Genomic DNA, 17,405 nt, shown 5'->3' with positions numbered 1-17,405 from the left:
GCCTCGCGGTGCGCTGTTCTTCCGAAGACTCGCCGGTGATCGCCGGGTCGATGTCTGTACGCACGATTCTAGCTCGTTTACGAGCGGATTTCGGGCACTTCGCCCAGCGCGGACGCGTACCCGGCGCAGACCGGCCCGACCGCGGCCACGATCACCGGCGCGAGCGGACCGCGACGCACGCCGCTGCGCGCCCAGACCGCCGCAGCAGCACCCGCCGCCCCGATCACGGAGGTGGCGATGGCGCGCGGGAGGAGCGCGTCCTGCCTGTCGCCCAGCCGCGCGGCGACGAAGGCGCTCAGCTGGCGCACCAGCGCGAGGAAGCGCGGGAGGGCAGACGCCTCCAGCTCGCCGTCCGTTCCCATCAGCTCGTACTGCGTCACGGCGAGCGGGAGGCGGGCGGGGCCGAACTCGTTCGCGAGGGCGGTCACCGCATCCAGCACGGCGGTCATCGGAGGAGCGCTCGGGTCGGCGGCGGCCAGCACCCGGTCGAACCCGCGCAGGCTCTCGTCCACCTCCAGCCAGAGCAGGTCGCTCTTGGAGCCGAAGTAGTTGAAGAAGGTGGCCCTGCTCACCCCTGCTCGGCGCGCGATGTCGTCGACGGTGGTGCCGTCGTACGTCTTCTCCAGGAACAGCTCACCGGCGGCCTCCGCGAGCATCCGGCGACTGGATGCGCGGGGGCGCCCGGAGCGGGAATGGTCTGCCTGTGCCACGCGTTACCTCCTCACGCCTATTATTGGACCCGGTCCACATATTAACGGACCACTGCAGCCCGCCAGACAAGGAACCCCGTGACCTCCCCCAACGCGACAGCACCAGACACCATCGTCCGCAGCGACACCGACCGCCCAGGCATCACCCCCGGCACCGCCCGCAGGGTGACCATCGCCTCGTTCGTCGGCACATCGCTGGAGTCGTACGACTTCTATCTGTTCGCCTACTTCAGCGCGTTCTTCGTCGGCCCGCTGTTCTTCCAGCCGCTCGGCGTCTTCGGCGGAGTGCTCGCCGGGTTCCTCACCATCGCGGCCGGGTTCGTCATCCGGCCCATCGGCGCCATCGTCTTCGGCCACCTCGGCGACAGGATCGGCCGCCGCCCCACGCTGCTCATCACCATCCTGATGATGGGCATCGGCACCGGCCTCGTCGGCGTGCTGCCGACCTACGCGGTCGCCGGCTGGTTCGGCGCCATCGCCCTGGTGCTGCTCCGCCTCGTGCAGGGCCTGTCGCTCGGCGGGGAGTGGGGAGGCTCGATCCTGCTCGCGACCGAGTACGCCAACCCGAAGCGGCGCGGCTTCTACGCCGCCCTCCCCCAGCTCGGCTCCCCCGTCGGGTCGATCCTGAGCGCCGTGGTGTTCATCCTGATGTCGACGCTGCTCAGCCCGGAGGACATCGCGGCGTGGGGCTGGCGCATCCCGTTCCTCACGGCCATCCCGCTGCTGCTCGTCTCGCTCTACCTGCGCTGGTCGATCGACGAGACCCCGGTGTTCAAGCAGCTGCTGGAGACCGGCAAGCGCGACAGGTTCCCCGTGCTGCAGGTGTTCCGCAAGGCGCCGACCGGGTTCGTGATCGCCATCGGCGCCGCGATCCTCGGCATCGGCTCGTACTCGCTGATGAACACGTACATGGTCGACTACGGCACGGCCGTGCTGAAGTTCAGCTTCTCCGACCTGCTCATCGCCACCACCATCGGCGGGCTGCTGCAGCTGGTGACCATCCCGCTGTTCGGCGTCTGGGCGACCAGGATCGGCTCGGCGCGCGTCGTCGCCATCGGCGCGATCGGCACGCTCGTGATCGCGTTCCCGATGTACTTCCTGCTGCAGTACGCGACCTTCCCCATCCTGGTCGGCAGCATGATCGTCGGCGGCATCCTCCCGACGCTGTCGTGGGCGGGGCTCGGCGGGCTGATGTCCGACCTGTTCCCGAGCGACGTGCGCTACAGCGGGCTCTCCGTCGCGTACAGCATCGCCGCACTCCTCACGGCGTTCGTCCCCGCACTGACCCTGCTGCTCGGCAACGCGACAGGAAACGCCTGGTGGCACCCGGGGATCGTGCTCGGCATCATGAGCGTGATCACCCTCGTCGCCGCCCTCTTCGCCGCCCGCCGCAGGCCGATCATCGACGAGGTCGTCTCTCCCGAGTGACGCTCAGGTACCCTGGAGGGACTGCACACTCAGGCACCTCACCATCGACACGGTGCCGCATATAGCGAATCGGAGAACGATGAACGCCGCCAACCCGGTGCCTGACAAGCCCGCCCTCGAAGGCCTGGAGGCCAAGTGGGGCTCCCACTGGCAGACTGCAGGAACCTACCTGTTCCCCCGGGATGCGGCCCTCGCCGCCGACCGCGAGTGCATCTACTCCATCGACACGCCCCCGCCGACGGCGAGCGGTTCGCTGCACATCGGCCACGTCTTCAGCTACACGCACACCGACGTGATCGCCCGCTACCACCGGATGCGCGGCCAGCACGTCTTCTACCCGATGGGCTGGGACGACAACGGCCTGCCCACCGAGCGGCGCGTGCAGAACTACTACGGCGTCCGCTGCGACCCCACCCTGCCGTACGACGCCGACTTCGTGCCGCCGTTCGAGGGCGGGGACAACAAGTCGAGCAAGGCCGCTGACCAGAAGCCGATCTCGCGGCGCAACTTCATCGAGCTGTGCGAGCGCCTGACCGTCGAGGACGAGAAGCAGTTCGAGGCGCTGTGGCGTTCGCTCGGCCTCTCCGTCGACTGGACCCAGACGTACCGCACCATCGGCCAGGAGGCGCTGTTCACCTCCCAGCTGGCGTTCCTGCGCAACATCGAGCGCGGCGAGGCGTACCAGGCGATGGCCCCGACGCTCTGGGACATCACCTTCCGCACGGCCGTCGCCCAGGCGGAGCTCGAAGACCGCGAGCAGCCGAGCGCATACCACCGGGTGTCGTTCCACGGCGCAGACGGGCCGATCTGGATCGAGACCACGCGTCCCGAACTGCTGCCGGCCTGTGTGGCCCTGGTCGCGCATCCCGACGACGAGCGGTACAAGCCGCTGTTCGGCACCACCGTCACCACGCCGGTGTTCGGTGTCGAGGTCCCCGTGCTCGCGCACCACCTCGCGCAGCCGGACAAGGGCTCAGGCATCGCCATGATCTGTACCTTCGGCGACATCACCGACGTCACCTGGTGGCGCGAGCTCGACCTGCCGAACCGCGCGATCATCGGCTTCGACGGCCGCATCGTCAGCGAGGCGCCGGACGCCATCGCGTCCGAGGCCGGCAAGGCCGCGTTCGCCGAGCTGGCGGGCAAGACCGTGTTCTCGGCCAAGCAGGCCGTCGTCGAGCTGCTCCGCGCCTCCGGCGACCTGGAGGGCGACCCCAAGCCCATCCAGCACCCGGTCAAGTTCTTCGAGAAGGGCGACAAGCCGCTCGAGATCGTCTCGACCCGCCAGTGGTACGTGAAGAACGGCGCCCGCGACGAAGCACTCCGCGCGCGGCTGATCGAGCTCGGCCAGAGCATCGACTGGCACCCCGAGTTCATGCGCGTGCGCTACGAGAACTGGGTCGGCGGTCTCACCGGAGACTGGCTCATCTCTCGCCAGCGCTTCTTCGGCGTGCCGATCCCTGTCTGGTACGCGCTCGACGGCGACGGCAACCCGGTGTTCGACGAGCCGATCCTGCCGTCGCACGACCAGCTGCCCGTCGACCCGTCGTCGGATGCTGCTCCCGGCTTCGAGGAGTCGCAGCGCAACCAGCCCAACGGCTTCATCGGCGAGCACGACGTGATGGACACCTGGATGACCTCCTCGCTCACCCCGCAGCTCGCCGGCGGATGGAAGAGGGACGACGCGCTGTTCGACGCCGTCTACCCGTTCGACCTGCGCCCGCAGGGCCAGGACATCATCCGCACCTGGCTGTTCTCTACCATGCTCCGCTCCGAGCTGGAGAACCACGTTGCCCCGTGGGCGCACACCGCCCTCTCCGGCTTCATCGTGGACCCCGACCGCAAGAAGATGTCCAAGTCCAAGGGCAACGTCGTCACGCCCGCCGACATCCTGGAGAAGCACGGCTCGGACGCCGTGCGCTACTGGGCGGCATCGTCGCGCCTCGGCACCGACGCGGCCTTCGACCCGCAGAACCCGACGCAGATCAAGATCGGCCGGCGCCTCGCCATCAAGATCCTGAACGCGGCGAAGTTCATCCTGGGCTTCGAGGCGACGGGCGCCGACGACCTCGCACTGGTCACCAGCCCGCTCGACAGGAGCATGCTGCAGAACCTCGCCGCGGTCGTCTCCGACGCCACCACAGCGCTCGACGGCTACGACCACGCGCGCGCCCTGGAGATCGCGGAGACGTACTTCTGGACGTTCTGCGACGACTACCTCGAGCTCGTCAAGGAGCGCGCATACGGAGAGCAGAGCGCCGAGCAGACCTCGGCCGTCGTCGCCCTCCGCATCGCGCTGTCGGCGTTCCTGCGCCTGTTCGCCCCCGTCGTGCCCTTCGCCACCGAGGAGGCGTGGAGCTGGTTCAACGACGGCTCCGTGCACACCGCGGCGTGGCCGGAGGCGTCGGAGGTCGCCGGCGCGTGGGCTGACGACGCAGCAGTGCTCGGCATCGTCGGCCGCGCGCTGACCGCCATCCGCGGCGCGAAGACCACCGCGAAGGCGTCCCAGCGCACACCCGTCGGCTCGGCTGTCATCGCCGGCCCGGAGGCCGAGATCGCGGCCATCGAGAGTGCGGCGGGCGACCTCCGTTCGGTGGGCAAGATCGCCGAACTGCGTTTCGCTGCAGCCACTGACCTTTCAGTGACCGATATCCTGCTGGCCCAGGCCCCGAGCGAGGAGGAACGATGACCGTGACGGTCCGGAGTGTGGAAGACAACGAGTTCTTCACCTGGCTCGACCTCTACGCAGGCTACGGCGAGTTCTACGAACAGCCGCTGACGGACGAGAAGGCGCTGCTCGTGTGGAGCTGGATCACCGATCCGGACAACGAGCTCGAGGCGTACTTCGCGGTCAACGACGATGGCACACCGATCGGTCTCGCGCACGTGCGCGAGTTCGTCCGGCCGCTCGACGGCAGCCGCGGTCTCTACCTCGACGACCTGTTCGTCGCGAAGGACGCCCGCGGAGACGGGGCGGGCACGGCCCTCCTCGAAGCGCTGCGCGACCGCGCCCGCGAGCACGGCCTGTCCGTCGTTCGCTGGATCACCGCGAAGGACAACGAGACGGCCAGGCGCGTCTACGACCGCGTGGCCGAGAAGACCAAGTGGGTCACGTACGACCTCGTCCCGTGAACCCCTCGCGCGCATCCACCACCCCCGACGGCATCGACCGGCCGGGATGCGCGCGATAAGGTCGAAACACACGCACCAAGATTCAGCCGTGCGGGGAAGGCGAACGGAGGCACCCATGTCGATTGAAGTCCGACCGGTCGCAGACGGCGATTTCTTCGCCTGGCTCGACCTGTACGAGAAGTACGCGGCGTTCTACGAGACCCAGCTCACCGACCAGAAGGCCCTGCTGCTCTGGTCCTGGCTGACCGCTCCCGACCACGAAGAGGACGGACTGGTGGCCGTCGAGGACGGTCGCATCGTCGGCCTCGCCCACGTCCGCGAGTTCGCCCGCCCGCTCGAAGGCGACAGGGGCCTGTTCCTCGACGACCTGTTCGTCGCGGAGGAGGACCGCCACAAGGGCATCGGCCGCACGCTCATCGACGCCGTCCGCTCCCTGGCGGAGGAGCGCGGCCTCGGCGTCGTGCAGTGGATCACCGCGCGCGACAACTCCGAGGCCCAGCAGGTCTACGACTCCGTCGCCACCCGCACCTCGTGGGTCACGTACGAGATCGACCTTCCCGCTGCGCGGCCGAGCGCCTGATGCAGCTGGGAACGCGCTGGTCCGTCGGCGGCGAAGCGCCGAGCAGCCTCCCCGAGGTGGTCGCGTACGCGGTCACCACGGTCGAGGAAGAACTCGTGGCGACCGACGTCGCCACGGACGGATGGAAGTGGACGCTCACCTGGCTGGAGGGCAAGCCGGTCGTCGAACTCGACGACGGCACGGTCATCCGGTTCAACCCGCAGGAGGACTCCGCGACGATCACGCAGCCCGTCCACGGCGAGCCGGACGAGTTCGACCAGGACTGACGGTTCCGCTGAGTCGCGCATCCATCAGCGCGGCAGCTGAGGCAGCTGACGCGCCGCCTCGTCGCGGGTCCGCTCGACGGCCGCGAGCTGGTCGGCGAAGTCCGGCGCCGTGCGGAGCGTCGCGCGGCGCACGCCCCACTCGGTGAGGGCGCTGCCGAAGCGGATCGCGGTGCGCTGGGTCCAGGTGGCCTGGTGGATGCTGGGAACAGTGACGTCGACGACGGTCATGATCCGGTTCCTTCCGTGGTGGTTTCGTGCGCCGGTTCGTGTGAACCGGCGGAGAGCAGGAGCCGCACCGCGATGAGCGTCAGTGCGAGGACGACGGCGCCGCCGATGACGAACGGCAGGCGCAGGTCGATGCGGGCGACGAAACCGCCCAGCACCGTGGCGATCGGGGTGAGCCCCCAGCCGATGGTGCGCACGATCCCCATCGCGCGCCCCAGCATGTCGTTGGGCACGATCGCCTGACGGAGCGCGCCCCACGGCACGTTCCAGACCGCGACGCCGAACGCGCCGACGGCGTATGCCACGATCGCGACGACGACGTTGGCGGTGACCCCGACGCAGAACATGCCGATCCCGCACACGAGCATCGAGCAGAACATCACCGGACCGCGGCCGAAGCGCTCGACGAGTCTGCTCGCGATGAGCGCGCCTGCCAGGGCTCCGACGCCGACGCCCGCCGTCACGACGCCGATGAGGGCGGCGGGGACGGAGAAGGTCTGCAGCAGGAGCAGGACGACACTCCCCTGCGCGAACGCGAGGGCGGAGGCGGTCAGCGAGGTCAGGATGATCATCGTCCGCAGGAACCGGTGGTGGACCAGGAACGAGACGACGGCGCGGAACGGCGGCCGGGTGTCGGCGGCGACGCCGTCTGCACCCTGTGCGGCCTGTGCGGCTTGTGCGGCCGCGCCCTTCCGGTACGCACCGGCAGCGGCGGCGGGGATCGTGAGCGCCAGCAGCCCGGCGATCAGGAACCCTCCTCCTGTCAGCCAGACCGGCAGCGCGATGGCGGCGGCGAAGAGGAAGCCGGCGATCGGGGTGGCGATGAAGTTCTGCACCACGATCTCGGCCGACTGCATCCGGCCGTTCGCCCTGTCGAGCTGATCGCGGGTGACGAGGCTGGGGACGACGGTGGTGGTGGCGTTGTCGAAGACGGTCTCGCCCATCCCGAACAGCAGCACGCAGCCGTAGAGCAGCCAGATCGTCAGCGAGTCCGTCGAGACGAGCACGGCCAGCAGGGCGGCGACGGCGAAGCGGAGGGTGTTCGCGACCGCCATCGCGATCCGGCGGTCGACCCTGTCGAGCAGCATCCCGGCCGGGATGCCGAACAGCAGCCAGGGCAGGAACGTCACGGCGCTCAGGCCCGCGATGAGGGCGGGATCCCTGGTGAGCGTCGTCGCGATCAGCGGCACGGCCGTGCGCCCGATCCCGTCGGCGAGGTTGCTGGCGATGGCCGACGTCCAGAGCCTGTTGAACCCGGCGCTCATCGGCGCCCTGGTCACCCGCTGCTGGGTGTCTGCGCTCATCGCTCGCTCGCCTCCACCAGGGGGAACGCGTTGAACTGCACCTGCACGCGGAGGCTGCCTTCCGCGCCGGCGCCGTCTCCGCCGCCGTCGTGGCTGTCGGGGCCGTTGCCCTCGGCGCGCCACTTGTCGCGGAGCCTGGTCTGCATCGCGTAGTACTCGCGGCCGAACTCGGCCAGCTGGTCGATGGTGAGCTGGAGGTGCGACGTGGAGAGGGTGCTGGCCTGCATCCACTCGCTGCCGTAGACGTCGAGGCCGCGGCGCAGGAAGGCGGTGAGGCGGCGCTCGTTGTTCTGCTGCCACTCGCGGGAGATGAGTTCGTTGGCTTCCCGGCCGGCCGGGGTGGCCAGCGTCTCCGGCGAACCGATGGTGACGCCGCCAGGCGCCATCTTCCACCAGCGCTCGCGACCGGACCCCTTCTCGGCGTCCTCCACGATGATGCCGTGCTTGGCGAGCTGCCGCAGGTGGTAGCTGGTCGATCCGCTCGACTCCCCCAGCCGCTCGGCGAGGCCGCTGGCCGTCGCCGGCCCGAAGTCGGAGAGCTCGTTCATGATCTCCACCCGCAGGGGATGCGCGAGCGCCCGGAGCGCCTCCATCCCCAGTGCGTCATGCATCGGGTACGAGATCGCCGGGGGCTTCGTGCCGTCGTTCTGCGGCTGCTCGGGCTTTTCTTCGGTGGCCATAGGGAGAGAGTAGCAATGCAAAGACTTCTTTGCAACAGACTCTTTGCAATTGAGTCTTTGCAATCATTCGTTTGCATGGGATCCTGCGCGGCGGCGGTGCGCGGCCCTAGGCTGGATCAATGGCAGACACGAACCCGTTCTTCTCCCCCAGCACGCTTCCGTACCAGTTGCCGCCGTTCGCGGACATCCGGGACGAGCACTACCGCCCCGCTTTCGACAGGGGTTTCGAGGAGCAGCTGGCGGAGGTGGCGGCGATCACCGCCTCCACGGACGAGCCCACCTTCGAGAACACGTTCGTCCCTCTGGAGAAGTCCGGCCAGACCCTGCAGCGGGTCGCTGAGGTCTTCTTCAACAAGAGCTCGTCGGACTCCAGCGACTTCACCAACGCGCTCGAAGAGGAGATCGCTCCCCTACTGGCCGCCCACCAGGACGCCATCCGGCTCGACCCGGCGTTGTACGGCCGCATCAAGGCCATCTACGACGACAGGGATGCGCTGGGTCTCGACCCCGAATCCCGCTACCTGGTCGAGCGGTACTACGAGGAGTTCACCCTCGCTGGCGCCGGCCTCAGCGACGCGGACAAGGAGCGGCTGCGCGAGTACAACCAGCAGCTGTCCACTCTGACCACCCGGTTCGAGAAGAACCTCCTGGCCGACACCAACGACCTCGCGGTGGTCTTCGACGACGTCGCCGACCTCGACGGCCTCGGCGACGGCGCGATCTCTGCTGCGGCGGAGGCGGCGAAGGAGCGCGGCCTCGACGGGAAGTACGTGGTCACCCTGGTGCTGCCCACCGGCCACCCGTTCCTCGCGAGCCTCACCACCCGTGGGGTGCGGGAGCGGATCATGACCGCATCCCGTTCCCGCGGCATCCGGGGCGGAGACAACGACAACCGTCAGCTCGTGCTCGACATCACCCGCCTGCGCGCCGAGCGCGCCCGGCTGCTCGGCTTCGAGACCCACGCCGGCTATGTCACGGCCGGGCAGACGGCCAAGACCCCGGAGGCGGTCGCGGCCATGCTCGGACGGCTCGCGCCTCCTGCCGCCCGCAACGCCCGCGCCGAGCAGGCCGACCTGCAGCAGCAGCTCCCTGACGGCACCGAACTGGCCGCCTGGGACTGGGCGTACCTCACCGAGAAGGTGCGGCAAGCGAAGTACGACATCGATGTCGCCGCGATGCGCCCGTATTTCGAAGCGGAGCGCGTGCTGCGCGACGGCGTCTTCTACGCGGCCACCAGGCTCTACGGCATCACGTTCGAGGAGCGTCCAGACCTCGTCGCCTACCACCCGGAGGCGCGCGTCTTCGAGGTGCGCAACGAGGACGGCTCCGAGCTCGGCCTCTACATCCTCGACCTGTACACGCGCGACTCGAAGCGGGGCGGAGCGTGGATGAACCCGCTCATCTCCCAGTCGGCACTGCTCGACTACCCGACCGTCGTGGTCAACAACCTCAACGTGCCGAAGCCCGCCGCCGGCGAGCCCACGCTGCTCAGTTACGACGAGACCAACACGCTCTTCCACGAGTTCGGGCACGCCCTGCACGGGCTGTTCGCGCGGGTCACGTATCCGAAGTTCGCGGGCACGAACGTCTACCGCGACTTCGTCGAGTTCCCGAGCCAGGTCAACGAGATGTGGATGCTCTGGCCGGAGATCCTGGAGAACTACGCCGTGCACAACGAGACGGGCGAGCGGATGCCGCAGGAGCTCGTCGACAAGCTGCACGAGTCCGAGGCGTTCAACGAGGGCTTCCAGACCAGCGAATACCTCGCTGCGACGCTGCTCGACCAGGCCTGGCACGCGATCACCGCGGACAACACGGTCACCGACGTCGCCGCCTTCGAGGCGCAGGCCCTCGCGGACGCGGGCCTCGACAACCCCGCCGTGCCGCCCCGCTACGCGAGCACGTACTTCGCGCACACCTTCTCGGGCGGATACGACGCGGGGTATTACTCCTACATCTGGAGCGAGGTGCTGGATGCGGACACGGTCGCCTGGTTCACCGAGAACGGCGGCCTCACCCGCGACAACGGCGACCGCTTCCGCCAGCGCCTGCTCGGCGTCGGCGGCTCGAAAGACCCGCTGGAGGCCTACCGCGACTTCCGCGGCCGCGACGCGGTGATCGAGCCCCTGCTCGAACGCCGCGGCCTCGCCGACTGATCCGTCGGTCTCCCTCGCGCCCGCTCCGCTCCGGCGGAGCGGGCGCGGGGAGGCCGGATCGGTCGCGCCCGCCGGGCTGCACACGGCCCGAGCCCCGATGGATTCGCCACCGTTCCACAGGAACCTCGCGGCGACACGCCGTCCAGATCTCCGCAACAGCGGAGTCTCGGCCGCGCCCCACCCCACTTCTCCGCAGTAACGGAGACGCGCGACGCCGCATCCCGAACTCCGCTGCAACGGAGATAGGACGCCGCCGCATCCCAAGACTCCGATGTTGCGGACGGGTGATGCGGCGTGTCGCCGGGAACTCCGCTACTGCGGAGCTCGCCAATCAACGGAACGCGCGTTACGCGGACTTCTCCTCGCGGCGCGGACGGTGAGGCACGATCGTGGGCGCCGCGTTCTCGAGCACCGCTTCGCGGGTGACGACGACGCGGGCGACCTCGGCGCTCGACGGCACCTCGAACATGATCGGCCCGAGGACCTCTTCCATGATCGCGCGGAGTCCGCGGGCGCCCGTCTTGCGGAGCACCGCCAGGTCGGCGATGGCTTCCAGTGCCGGCTGCTCGAATTCGAGCTGCACGCCGTCGAGCTCGAACATGCGCTGGTACTGACGCACCAGGGCGTTCTTCGGCACGGTGAGGATCTGCATCAGCGCATCCTGGTCGAGCGGCGTCACCGTGGTGACCACGGGAAGACGGCCGATGAACTCCGGGATGAGCCCGAACTTGTGCAGGTCTTCCGGAAGCACCTCGCTGAACAGGTTGACGTCGTCGCCCTTCGAGTGCAGCGGGGCGCCGAAGCCGATGCCCTTCTTGCCTGCACGCTGGGAGATGATGTCTTCGAGCCCGGCGAACGCGCCGGCCACGATGAACAGCACGTTCGTGGTGTCGATCTGGATGAACTCCTGGTGCGGATGCTTGCGCCCGCCCTGCGGAGGAACGGAGGCGACCGTGCCCTCGAGGATCTTGAGCAGCGCTTGCTGCACACCCTCGCCGGACACGTCGCGCGTGATCGACGGGTTCTCCGCCTTGCGCGCGATCTTGTCGACCTCGTCGATGTAGATGATGCCCGTCTCGGCGCGCTTCACGTCGTAGTCAGCGGCCTGGATGAGCTTGAGCAGGATGTTCTCGACGTCTTCGCCCACGTAGCCCGCTTCGGTGAGGGCTGTCGCGTCGGCGACGGCGAACGGCACGTTGAGCCGCTTCGCCAGCGTCTGGGCCAGGTAGGTCTTGCCGCAGCCCGTCGGGCCGATCAGCAGGATGTTGCTCTTCGCGATCTCGACGTCGTCCATGACGTCGGCCGAGGTGATCGACGCCTTGGCGCGAACGCGCTTGTAGTGGTTGTAGACAGCCACCGCCAGCGCACGCTTCGCGGCCTCCTGGCCGATCACGTACTCCTCGAGGAATCCGAAGATCTCCTTGGGCTTCGGCAGGTCGAATTCGCCTGCCGTCTCTTCGCCTGCTTCGGCGAGTCGCTCTTCGATGATCTCGTTGCACAGCTCGACGCACTCGTCGCAGATGTACACGCCCGGTCCGGCGATCAGTTGCTGGACCTGCTTCTGGCTCTTGCCACAGAAGGAACACTTGAGCAGATCGGCGCTTTCCCCGATGCGTGCCATCCCTCTCCCCTCCTTCTCAGGGTCTTTCCCGTCGAGCCTAACCTGTGCGAGCGACATTGGCGCGCACCTGGCCGCATTTGGTCACGCGCGCCACGCGCATCCTGTTCTGCCTACAGCAGATGGCGGAAGTAGCGGCCGGGCGCGTCGAGGAACGAGCGCCAGTGCCGCACGATCTCCAGCTCCTCCCAGGTCGTCGACCGGATGCCCCACTCGCCCACCTCCAGGATGCGCGCGCCGGGCAGCGCGGCCAGGATCGGCGAGTGCGTCGCGCACAGCACCTGGGTGCCGCGCGCGACCATCTCGTTGAGGTTGGACAGCCAGCGCAGCGACGACTCGAACGACAGCGCAGCCTCCGGCTCGTCGAGGCAGACCAGGCCGGCGACGTACTGCGGGTGGTTCAGCTTGTTCTCGAGCAGGTCGTTGAACGACTCGCCGTGGCTCAGCGCGTGCAGGTGCGCATCCGGACTGCCGGGCAGCGACTCCAGATAGGAGTAGTAGCCGTGCATCGTCTCCGCCCGCAGGAAGAATCCCCAGCGCGGCGCTGACGGGCTGCGCTCGACCAGCAGCCACTCGCCGAGCGGCGACTCGCTGGGCCTCGTGCTGTGCGAGCCCTGGTTGCTCCCGCCCTCGGGCGGCAGCCCGTACGCGGTCGCAACACCCTCAACGATGGTGGACTTGCCGCTGCCGTTCTCCCCCACCAGGAAGGTCACGCCCGGCGCGAGCTCCAGCCCGGAGCGGAGCACCTGCGCGACGGCCGGGATGTTCGCTGGCCACGCATCCGGATCGTACGGAGCGTCCGCATATGCCCTGACACGCCGAACGGGGCGATCGTCGTCCAGACGATCGCCCCGTTCGTTCATCGCGGAAGGCTCCGGATGCTGTCTTATTTGACCAGCGCCGGCAGCGTCTTGCGGCTGGTGAGCACCTGGTCGATCAGGCCGTAGTCGAGCGCCTCGGCGGCCGACAGGATCTTGTCGCGGTCGATGTCCTTGTTGACCTGCTCCTGCGTGCGGTTGGAGTGGCGCGCGAGCGTCTCCTCCAGCCAGGTGCGCATGCGCATGATCTCGTTGGCCTGGATCTCGATGTCGGACGCCTGTCCCTGTCCGGCCTCGCCGACGGCGGGCTGGTGGATCAGGATGCGGGCGTTCGGCAGCGCGAGACGCTTGCCGGGGCTGCCTGCCGCGGTCAGCACGGCGGCTGCGGAGGCCGCCTGGCCGAGCACCACGGTCTGGATCTGCGGGCGGATGTACTGCATCGTGTCGTAGATCGCGGTCATCGCGGTGAACGAGCCACCGGGCGAGTTGATGTACATGACGATGTCGCGGTCCGGGTCCTGGCTCTCGAGCACGAGGAGCTGCGCCATGATGTCGTCGGCGGACGCGTCGTCCACCTGCACGCCGAGGAAGATGATGCGGTCCTCGAACAGCTTGGCGTACGGGTCCTGGCGCTTGTAGCCGTATGCCGTGCGCTCTTCGAAGCTCGGGAGGATGTAGCGCGATCCCGGAGCCTGGACTCCGTTGAACGCCTGACCTCCGAAGTTGGGGATGTTCATGTCGATTCCTATTCCTTCCGAGGTCTTACTTCTCGTCCGCGGTTCCACCGCCGCCGACGACCTCGGTCGCCGTCTCGCGGATGTGGTCGACGAAGCCGTACTCGAGGGCCTCCTGCGCGGTGAACCAGCGGTCGCGGTCACCGTCTGCGTTGATCTGCTCGACGCTCTTGCCCGTCTGGGCCGCCGTGATCTCCGCGAGGCGCTTCTTCATGTCGAGGATGAGCTGCGCCTGAGTCTGGATGTCGCTCGCGGTTCCGCCGAAGCCGCCGTGCGGCTGGTGCAGCAGGACGCGGGCGTTGGGGGTGATGTACCGCTTGCCCTTGGTGCCGGCGGTGAGGAGCAGCTGCCCCATCGACGCCGCCATGCCGATACCCACGGTGACGATGTCGTTCGGCACGAACTGCATGGTGTCGTAGATGGCCATGCCGGCCGTGATCGACCCACCGGGCGAGTTGATGTAGAGGTAGATGTCTCGCTGAGCGTCCTCCGCGGCGAGGAGAAGCAGCTTCGCGGCGATCTCGTTCGCGTTCTCATCCCGGACCTCGGACCCGAGCCAGATGATGCGGTCCTTCAGCAGTCGGTCAAAAACACTGGGTTGCATGCCCATGTCGGCCATGTGTCGCTCCATTTCCTTGTCGCTTCGTGAATGAATCTATCGGAGCCCGTGGCCCATTTCCGGCCTGTTCGCCCTGGGCAGACGAGCGCGCCGCGGTGCGGGCAGGCGGCGGGGTCGGACGGCGATCAGCTGAGCGCGAGCATCGCGACCCCGCCGAGTACCACGACTGCTCCCGCCATCCGCTGGGCCGGCCTCGGCTCGCGCAGGATCAGCCACCCGGCCAGGCTCACCAGCACCACGCTCAGCTCGCGCGCCGGAGCGACGAGCGACACCGGGGCCAGCTGGATGGCGCTCAGCACCAGGATGTACGACAGCGGAGAGAGCACCCCAACCACCACGGCCTGCCAGCGGAACCGCCGCCATACCGACACGACTTCGGCGCGCCGGGTGATCAGCACGGGCGCGAGCAGCACCACCTCGCCGAAACTGCAGCCCACCATGAAGGCCACGGGCGAGACGCCGAGGTCGTTGACGGTGAAGGCGTCCCAGAGCGTATAGACGGCGATGGTCACGCCGGTGAGGAGGCCGTAGAGGATGCCGGGGCCGAGCATCCGGGGGCGGCGGGAGGGGCGCATCCCGGGTTGCGGAGTGGTGGGCTGCGCCTCCGCTCCTGCTGCGGGTCGCCCCGTGGTGAGGCCGATGCCGACGATGCCCGCCACGACCACCGCGGCGCCCGCCAGCGCGAGGGCGGACGGATGCTCGTGGAACAGCACGATCGCGAACACCACGGACAGCAGCGGCCCCGTGCCGCGCGCCATCGGGTACACGACGGAGATGTCGCCGTGCGCATACCCGCGCTGCAGCACCCACATGTATCCGACGTGGATCACCGCCGACACCCCGGAGCCGATCAGCAGCCAGCGCAGGTCAGCCCCGTTGATCGCGATGTCGATGCCGGCGATCGGCAGCCAGAGCACCGTGGAGGCGATGGCGCCGAGCAGGATGAACGGCAGGCCGCTGGCGCTCGCCCGTTTGGAGGCGAGGTTCCAGGTGGCGTGCGCGAACGCGGCGACGATGACGAGGAGAAGGGCGACGGGTGGCACGAGGATCCTTTCGTTCGCCGCGATGGCACGGCGAAGGGATCCTCCGGGCTTTTGTCCTGTCAGATGACGGCGGCGCTGCGCGCTGCCGTGGTGCCGCTCGGACCAGACCTCCCGCGAACTCTTCCGGGGAACGGAACCCTAGGCACTGTCGAGGACAACGCTACCGGGTCGTGAGGTCGCGCGCATACGCGGCGGCGGCGCGCCGGTACAGCGGCAGGTACGGAGCGAGCGCGCCCACCGCCGTCGCCACCGCATCCCGGTGCTCGCCGAGATCGTGCAGAGCGAGCGCCGCCGACGCGCCCCGGGTACGCGAAAGGCCGGGCACTGTGCGTGCCCGGCCTGCGCGCGTGATGCTACTTCTTCTCGGAAGCTGCCTTCTTCTTCGGAGCAGCCTTCTTCTTGGGCTTCTCCTCGGCCGGTGCCTCCTCGGCCGGGGCCTCCTCGGCGGAGGGCGCCTCATCGGCGGCCGGGGCCTCGTCGGACGCAGCGGTCTCGGCGTCCGCTTCCTCGTCGTCCGGAGTGATGGTGAACTCGCTCAGGTCGACCTTCTTGCCGTTGCTGTCGACGACCTCGGCGCGGCTGAGGACGATGGTGAGCGCCTTGTTGCGGGCGACCTCTCCGACCATCGACGGGATCTGGCCGTTCTCGCTGAGGATCTTCACGAACTCGTTCGGGTCCATGCCGTACTGCGATGCACCCTGGATGAGGTACTGGCTCAGCTCGTCCTGGTTGACCTTGACGTCTTCGACACGGGCGATCTCGTCGAGCAGGATCTGCGTGCGGAAGGTCTTCTCGCTGGACTCGGCGACCTCTGCGCGGTGCACGTCGTCTTCGAGACGGTTCTCCTGCTCCAGGTGGCGGTGCACCTCGTCCTCGACCAGCTGGGTCGGGACGGGGATCTCCACCTGCGCGAGCAGCGTGTCGAGCAGCTGGTCGCGGGCGGCGGTGCCCTGGCCGAACGTCTTCGAACGCTCGACCTGCTCGCGGACGCTCTCGCGCAGCTCGGCGATGGTGTCGAACTCGCTGGCGATCTGCGCGAAGTCGTCGTCTGCCTCCGGAAGCTCGCGCTCCTTGACGGCGGTGAGGGTCACGGTGATCTGGGCGTTCTCACCCTCGTGGTCTCCACCCATGAGCGGAGCCTCGAACGTGGTGGTCTCGCCGGCGGTGAGCGTGTCGAGCGCCTCGTCGATGCCCTCGATGAGCTCGCCGGAGCCGATCTCGTAGGAGATGCTGTTGGCGGTGTCAACCTCTTCGTCACCGATGACGGCGACGAGGTCGATCTGCGCGAAGTCGCCCTTCTTGGCGGGGCGGTCGACGGTGACGAGCGTGCCGAAACGGCTGCGCAGGTTGTCGAGCTCGGTGTCGACGTCCTCGTCGCTGATGTCCGCGGCGTCGACCGTGATCTTCAGGTCGTTGTATGCGGGCAGCTCGATCTCGGGGCGCACATCCACCTCGATGGTGAGCAGCAGGTCGCCGGAGAAGTCCTTCTCGTTGGGCCACTCGGTGATGTCGGCCTCGGGACGCCCCAGCGGACGCACGTCGTTCTCGTCGACGGCCTGACGGTAGAACCCGTCCAGCCCCTCGTTGACGGCGTGCTCCAGGACGGCAGCCTTGCCGACACGCTGGTCGATGATCGCCGGCGGAACCTTGCCCTTGCGGAAGCCCGGGATGTTGACCTGCTCAGCGATGTGCTCGTAAGCGTGCTTGATAGACGGCTTGAGCTCCTCCGGCGTCACCGAGATGGTGAGCTTAGTGCGAGTGGGGCTCAGCTTTTCGACCGTGGTCTTCACGTTGTTGGCTTCTCCTGATAATTGAAACGATGGTCTCGTCGGAAATGACTGGTCGGGGCGACAGGATTCGAACCTGCGACCTCCCGCTCCCAAAGCGGGCGCTCTAGCCAAGCTGAGCTACGCCCCGGGTTCTAGCCAACCCGCCCGGTCCGTTACCCCGACACGAACAAACCCGTCGGGGGCGAAAGACCACGCGCAAGTCTACTGCACGACCACGACCCGCCGCGCGCCAGAGCCCTCGCGGCGATCCGGCACCGCGTGGCGGTCGGAGCGGGGTCCGAACCTGTACTACGATGTCCTGG

At 68.4% G+C, this 17,405-nt stretch carries 17 protein-coding genes and 1 tRNA gene; 6 read left to right on the top strand and 12 right to left on the bottom strand.

The window, feature by feature from the left end:
- Positions 1–77 precede the first annotated feature (77 nt).
- The gene (locus ACN6M5_RS03240; protein ID WP_434948481.1) at positions 78–710 is read right to left on the bottom strand and encodes a TetR/AcrR family transcriptional regulator; all 633 of its coding nucleotides are present in this window, start codon (positions 708–710) and stop codon (positions 78–80) included.
- 78 nt (positions 711–788) lie between these two features.
- Here ACN6M5_RS03240 and ACN6M5_RS03235 point away from each other — a divergent pair, with 78 nt between their 5' ends.
- The 5 genes from ACN6M5_RS03235 (at position 789) to ACN6M5_RS03215 (ending at position 6,116) form a co-directional block, all read left to right on the top strand.
- Complete coding sequence (locus ACN6M5_RS03235) at positions 789–2,138, top strand: MFS transporter (protein ID WP_247597383.1); 1,350 nt, start codon at positions 789–791, stop codon at positions 2,136–2,138.
- A 79-nt stretch (positions 2,139–2,217) separates the two neighbouring features.
- Positions 2,218–4,827: a valine--tRNA ligase gene (valS, locus tag ACN6M5_RS03230; RefSeq protein ID WP_434948480.1), complete on the top strand. Its 2,610-nt coding sequence runs from the start codon at positions 2,218–2,220 to the stop codon at positions 4,825–4,827.
- Positions 4,824–5,270, top strand: coding sequence for a GNAT family N-acetyltransferase (locus ACN6M5_RS03225; protein WP_085368470.1), 447 nt, complete (start codon positions 4,824–4,826; stop codon positions 5,268–5,270). Before valS ends, ACN6M5_RS03225 begins: the two co-directional genes overlap by 4 nt.
- A 115-nt stretch (positions 5,271–5,385) precedes the next feature.
- A complete protein-coding gene (locus tag ACN6M5_RS03220; RefSeq protein ID WP_434948479.1) occupies positions 5,386–5,850 on the top strand; it encodes a GNAT family N-acetyltransferase in 465 nt (154 codons plus the stop codon).
- The gene (locus tag ACN6M5_RS03215) at positions 5,850–6,116 is read left to right on the top strand and encodes a hypothetical protein (RefSeq protein ID WP_085368472.1); all 267 of its coding nucleotides are present in this window, start codon (positions 5,850–5,852) and stop codon (positions 6,114–6,116) included. Before ACN6M5_RS03220 ends, ACN6M5_RS03215 begins: the two co-directional genes overlap by 1 nt.
- A 24-nt stretch (positions 6,117–6,140) precedes the next feature.
- Here the strand turns inward: ACN6M5_RS03215 and ACN6M5_RS03210 are convergent, their stop codons facing one another.
- The 3 genes from ACN6M5_RS03210 to ACN6M5_RS03200 are packed head-to-tail and all read right to left on the bottom strand — an operon-like array spanning position 6,141 to position 8,325.
- Complete coding sequence (locus ACN6M5_RS03210; RefSeq protein ID WP_434948478.1) at positions 6,141–6,344, bottom strand: hypothetical protein; 204 nt, start codon at positions 6,342–6,344, stop codon at positions 6,141–6,143.
- Positions 6,341–7,645 carry an MFS transporter gene (locus tag ACN6M5_RS03205; protein ID WP_434948477.1) on the bottom strand — a complete coding sequence of 435 codons (1,305 nt, stop codon included), beginning with the start codon at positions 7,643–7,645 and terminating at the stop codon, positions 6,341–6,343. The genes ACN6M5_RS03210 and ACN6M5_RS03205 overlap by 4 nt, the downstream gene beginning before the upstream one ends.
- Positions 7,642–8,325 (bottom strand): ArsR/SmtB family transcription factor, encoded by a 684-nt coding sequence (locus tag ACN6M5_RS03200; RefSeq protein ID WP_085368475.1) that lies wholly within the window; start codon positions 8,323–8,325, stop codon positions 7,642–7,644. The genes ACN6M5_RS03205 and ACN6M5_RS03200 overlap by 4 nt, the downstream gene beginning before the upstream one ends.
- A gap of 119 nt (positions 8,326–8,444) precedes the next feature.
- Between ACN6M5_RS03200 and ACN6M5_RS03195 the strand changes: the two genes are divergently transcribed.
- Complete coding sequence (locus ACN6M5_RS03195; RefSeq protein ID WP_434948476.1) at positions 8,445–10,481, top strand: M3 family metallopeptidase; 2,037 nt, start codon at positions 8,445–8,447, stop codon at positions 10,479–10,481.
- Positions 10,482–10,827: 346 nt separating this feature from the next.
- Here ACN6M5_RS03195 and clpX read toward each other — a convergent pair whose 3' ends face one another.
- From clpX to ACN6M5_RS03155, 8 genes are all read right to left on the bottom strand, one after another.
- Positions 10,828–12,102, bottom strand: coding sequence for an ATP-dependent Clp protease ATP-binding subunit ClpX (gene clpX / locus ACN6M5_RS03190; RefSeq protein WP_085368477.1), 1,275 nt, complete (start codon positions 12,100–12,102; stop codon positions 10,828–10,830).
- A gap of 110 nt (positions 12,103–12,212) precedes the next feature.
- Positions 12,213–12,962 carry an AAA family ATPase gene (locus tag ACN6M5_RS03185; protein ID WP_434948475.1) on the bottom strand — a complete coding sequence of 250 codons (750 nt, stop codon included), beginning with the start codon at positions 12,960–12,962 and terminating at the stop codon, positions 12,213–12,215.
- A 23-nt stretch (positions 12,963–12,985) separates the two neighbouring features.
- Positions 12,986–13,654 carry an ATP-dependent Clp protease proteolytic subunit gene (locus ACN6M5_RS03180; protein ID WP_168689343.1) on the bottom strand — a complete coding sequence of 223 codons (669 nt, stop codon included), beginning with the start codon at positions 13,652–13,654 and terminating at the stop codon, positions 12,986–12,988.
- Between the two features lie 25 nt (positions 13,655–13,679).
- Positions 13,680–14,270: an ATP-dependent Clp protease proteolytic subunit gene (locus ACN6M5_RS03175; RefSeq protein WP_055893424.1), complete on the bottom strand. Its 591-nt coding sequence runs from the start codon at positions 14,268–14,270 to the stop codon at positions 13,680–13,682.
- A 125-nt stretch (positions 14,271–14,395) separates the two neighbouring features.
- Positions 14,396–15,313: a DMT family transporter gene (locus ACN6M5_RS03170; RefSeq protein ID WP_434948474.1), complete on the bottom strand. Its 918-nt coding sequence runs from the start codon at positions 15,311–15,313 to the stop codon at positions 14,396–14,398.
- A 160-nt stretch (positions 15,314–15,473) separates the two neighbouring features.
- Entirely contained in the window at positions 15,474–15,638 is a 165-nt protein-coding gene (locus ACN6M5_RS03165; protein ID WP_434948473.1) for a tetratricopeptide repeat protein, read from the bottom strand.
- 28 nt (positions 15,639–15,666) lie between these two features.
- A complete protein-coding gene (gene tig / locus ACN6M5_RS03160) occupies positions 15,667–17,103 on the bottom strand; it encodes a trigger factor (protein ID WP_434948472.1) in 1,437 nt (478 codons plus the stop codon).
- 49 nt (positions 17,104–17,152) lie between these two features.
- Positions 17,153–17,230: transfer RNA gene (locus ACN6M5_RS03155), tRNA-Pro, on the bottom strand.
- Positions 17,231–17,405: the final 175 nt, after the last annotated feature.

The organism is Leifsonia araucanica (genome assembly GCF_051161895.1).
Taxonomy (GTDB): domain Bacteria; phylum Actinomycetota; class Actinomycetes; order Actinomycetales; family Microbacteriaceae; genus Leifsonia.
The sequence above is the reverse complement of the archived record's forward strand: the minus strand, read 5'-3'. Positions and strand labels throughout refer to the sequence as shown.

Coding starts and splice junctions, on each gene's coding strand:
- ACN6M5_RS03185 (WP_434948475.1), bottom strand. CDS start 12,962: ATGAACGAACGGGGCGATCGTCTGGACGACGATCGCCCCGTTCGGCGT.
- ACN6M5_RS03180 (WP_168689343.1), bottom strand. CDS start 13,654: ATGAACATCCCCAACTTCGGAGGTCAGGCGTTCAACGGAGTCCAGGCT.
- ACN6M5_RS03210 (WP_434948478.1), bottom strand. CDS start 6,344: ATGACCGTCGTCGACGTCACTGTTCCCAGCATCCACCAGGCCACCTGG.
- ACN6M5_RS03205 (WP_434948477.1), bottom strand. CDS start 7,645: ATGAGCGCAGACACCCAGCAGCGGGTGACCAGGGCGCCGATGAGCGCC.
- valS (WP_434948480.1), top strand. CDS start 2,218: ATGAACGCCGCCAACCCGGTGCCTGACAAGCCCGCCCTCGAAGGCCTG.
- ACN6M5_RS03225 (WP_085368470.1), top strand. CDS start 4,824: ATGACCGTGACGGTCCGGAGTGTGGAAGACAACGAGTTCTTCACCTGG.
- clpX (WP_085368477.1), bottom strand. CDS start 12,102: ATGGCACGCATCGGGGAAAGCGCCGATCTGCTCAAGTGTTCCTTCTGT.
- ACN6M5_RS03220 (WP_434948479.1), top strand. CDS start 5,386: ATGTCGATTGAAGTCCGACCGGTCGCAGACGGCGATTTCTTCGCCTGG.
- ACN6M5_RS03200 (WP_085368475.1), bottom strand. CDS start 8,325: ATGGCCACCGAAGAAAAGCCCGAGCAGCCGCAGAACGACGGCACGAAG.
- ACN6M5_RS03195 (WP_434948476.1), top strand. CDS start 8,445: ATGGCAGACACGAACCCGTTCTTCTCCCCCAGCACGCTTCCGTACCAG.
- ACN6M5_RS03215 (WP_085368472.1), top strand. CDS start 5,850: ATGCAGCTGGGAACGCGCTGGTCCGTCGGCGGCGAAGCGCCGAGCAGC.
- ACN6M5_RS03175 (WP_055893424.1), bottom strand. CDS start 14,270: ATGGCCGACATGGGCATGCAACCCAGTGTTTTTGACCGACTGCTGAAG.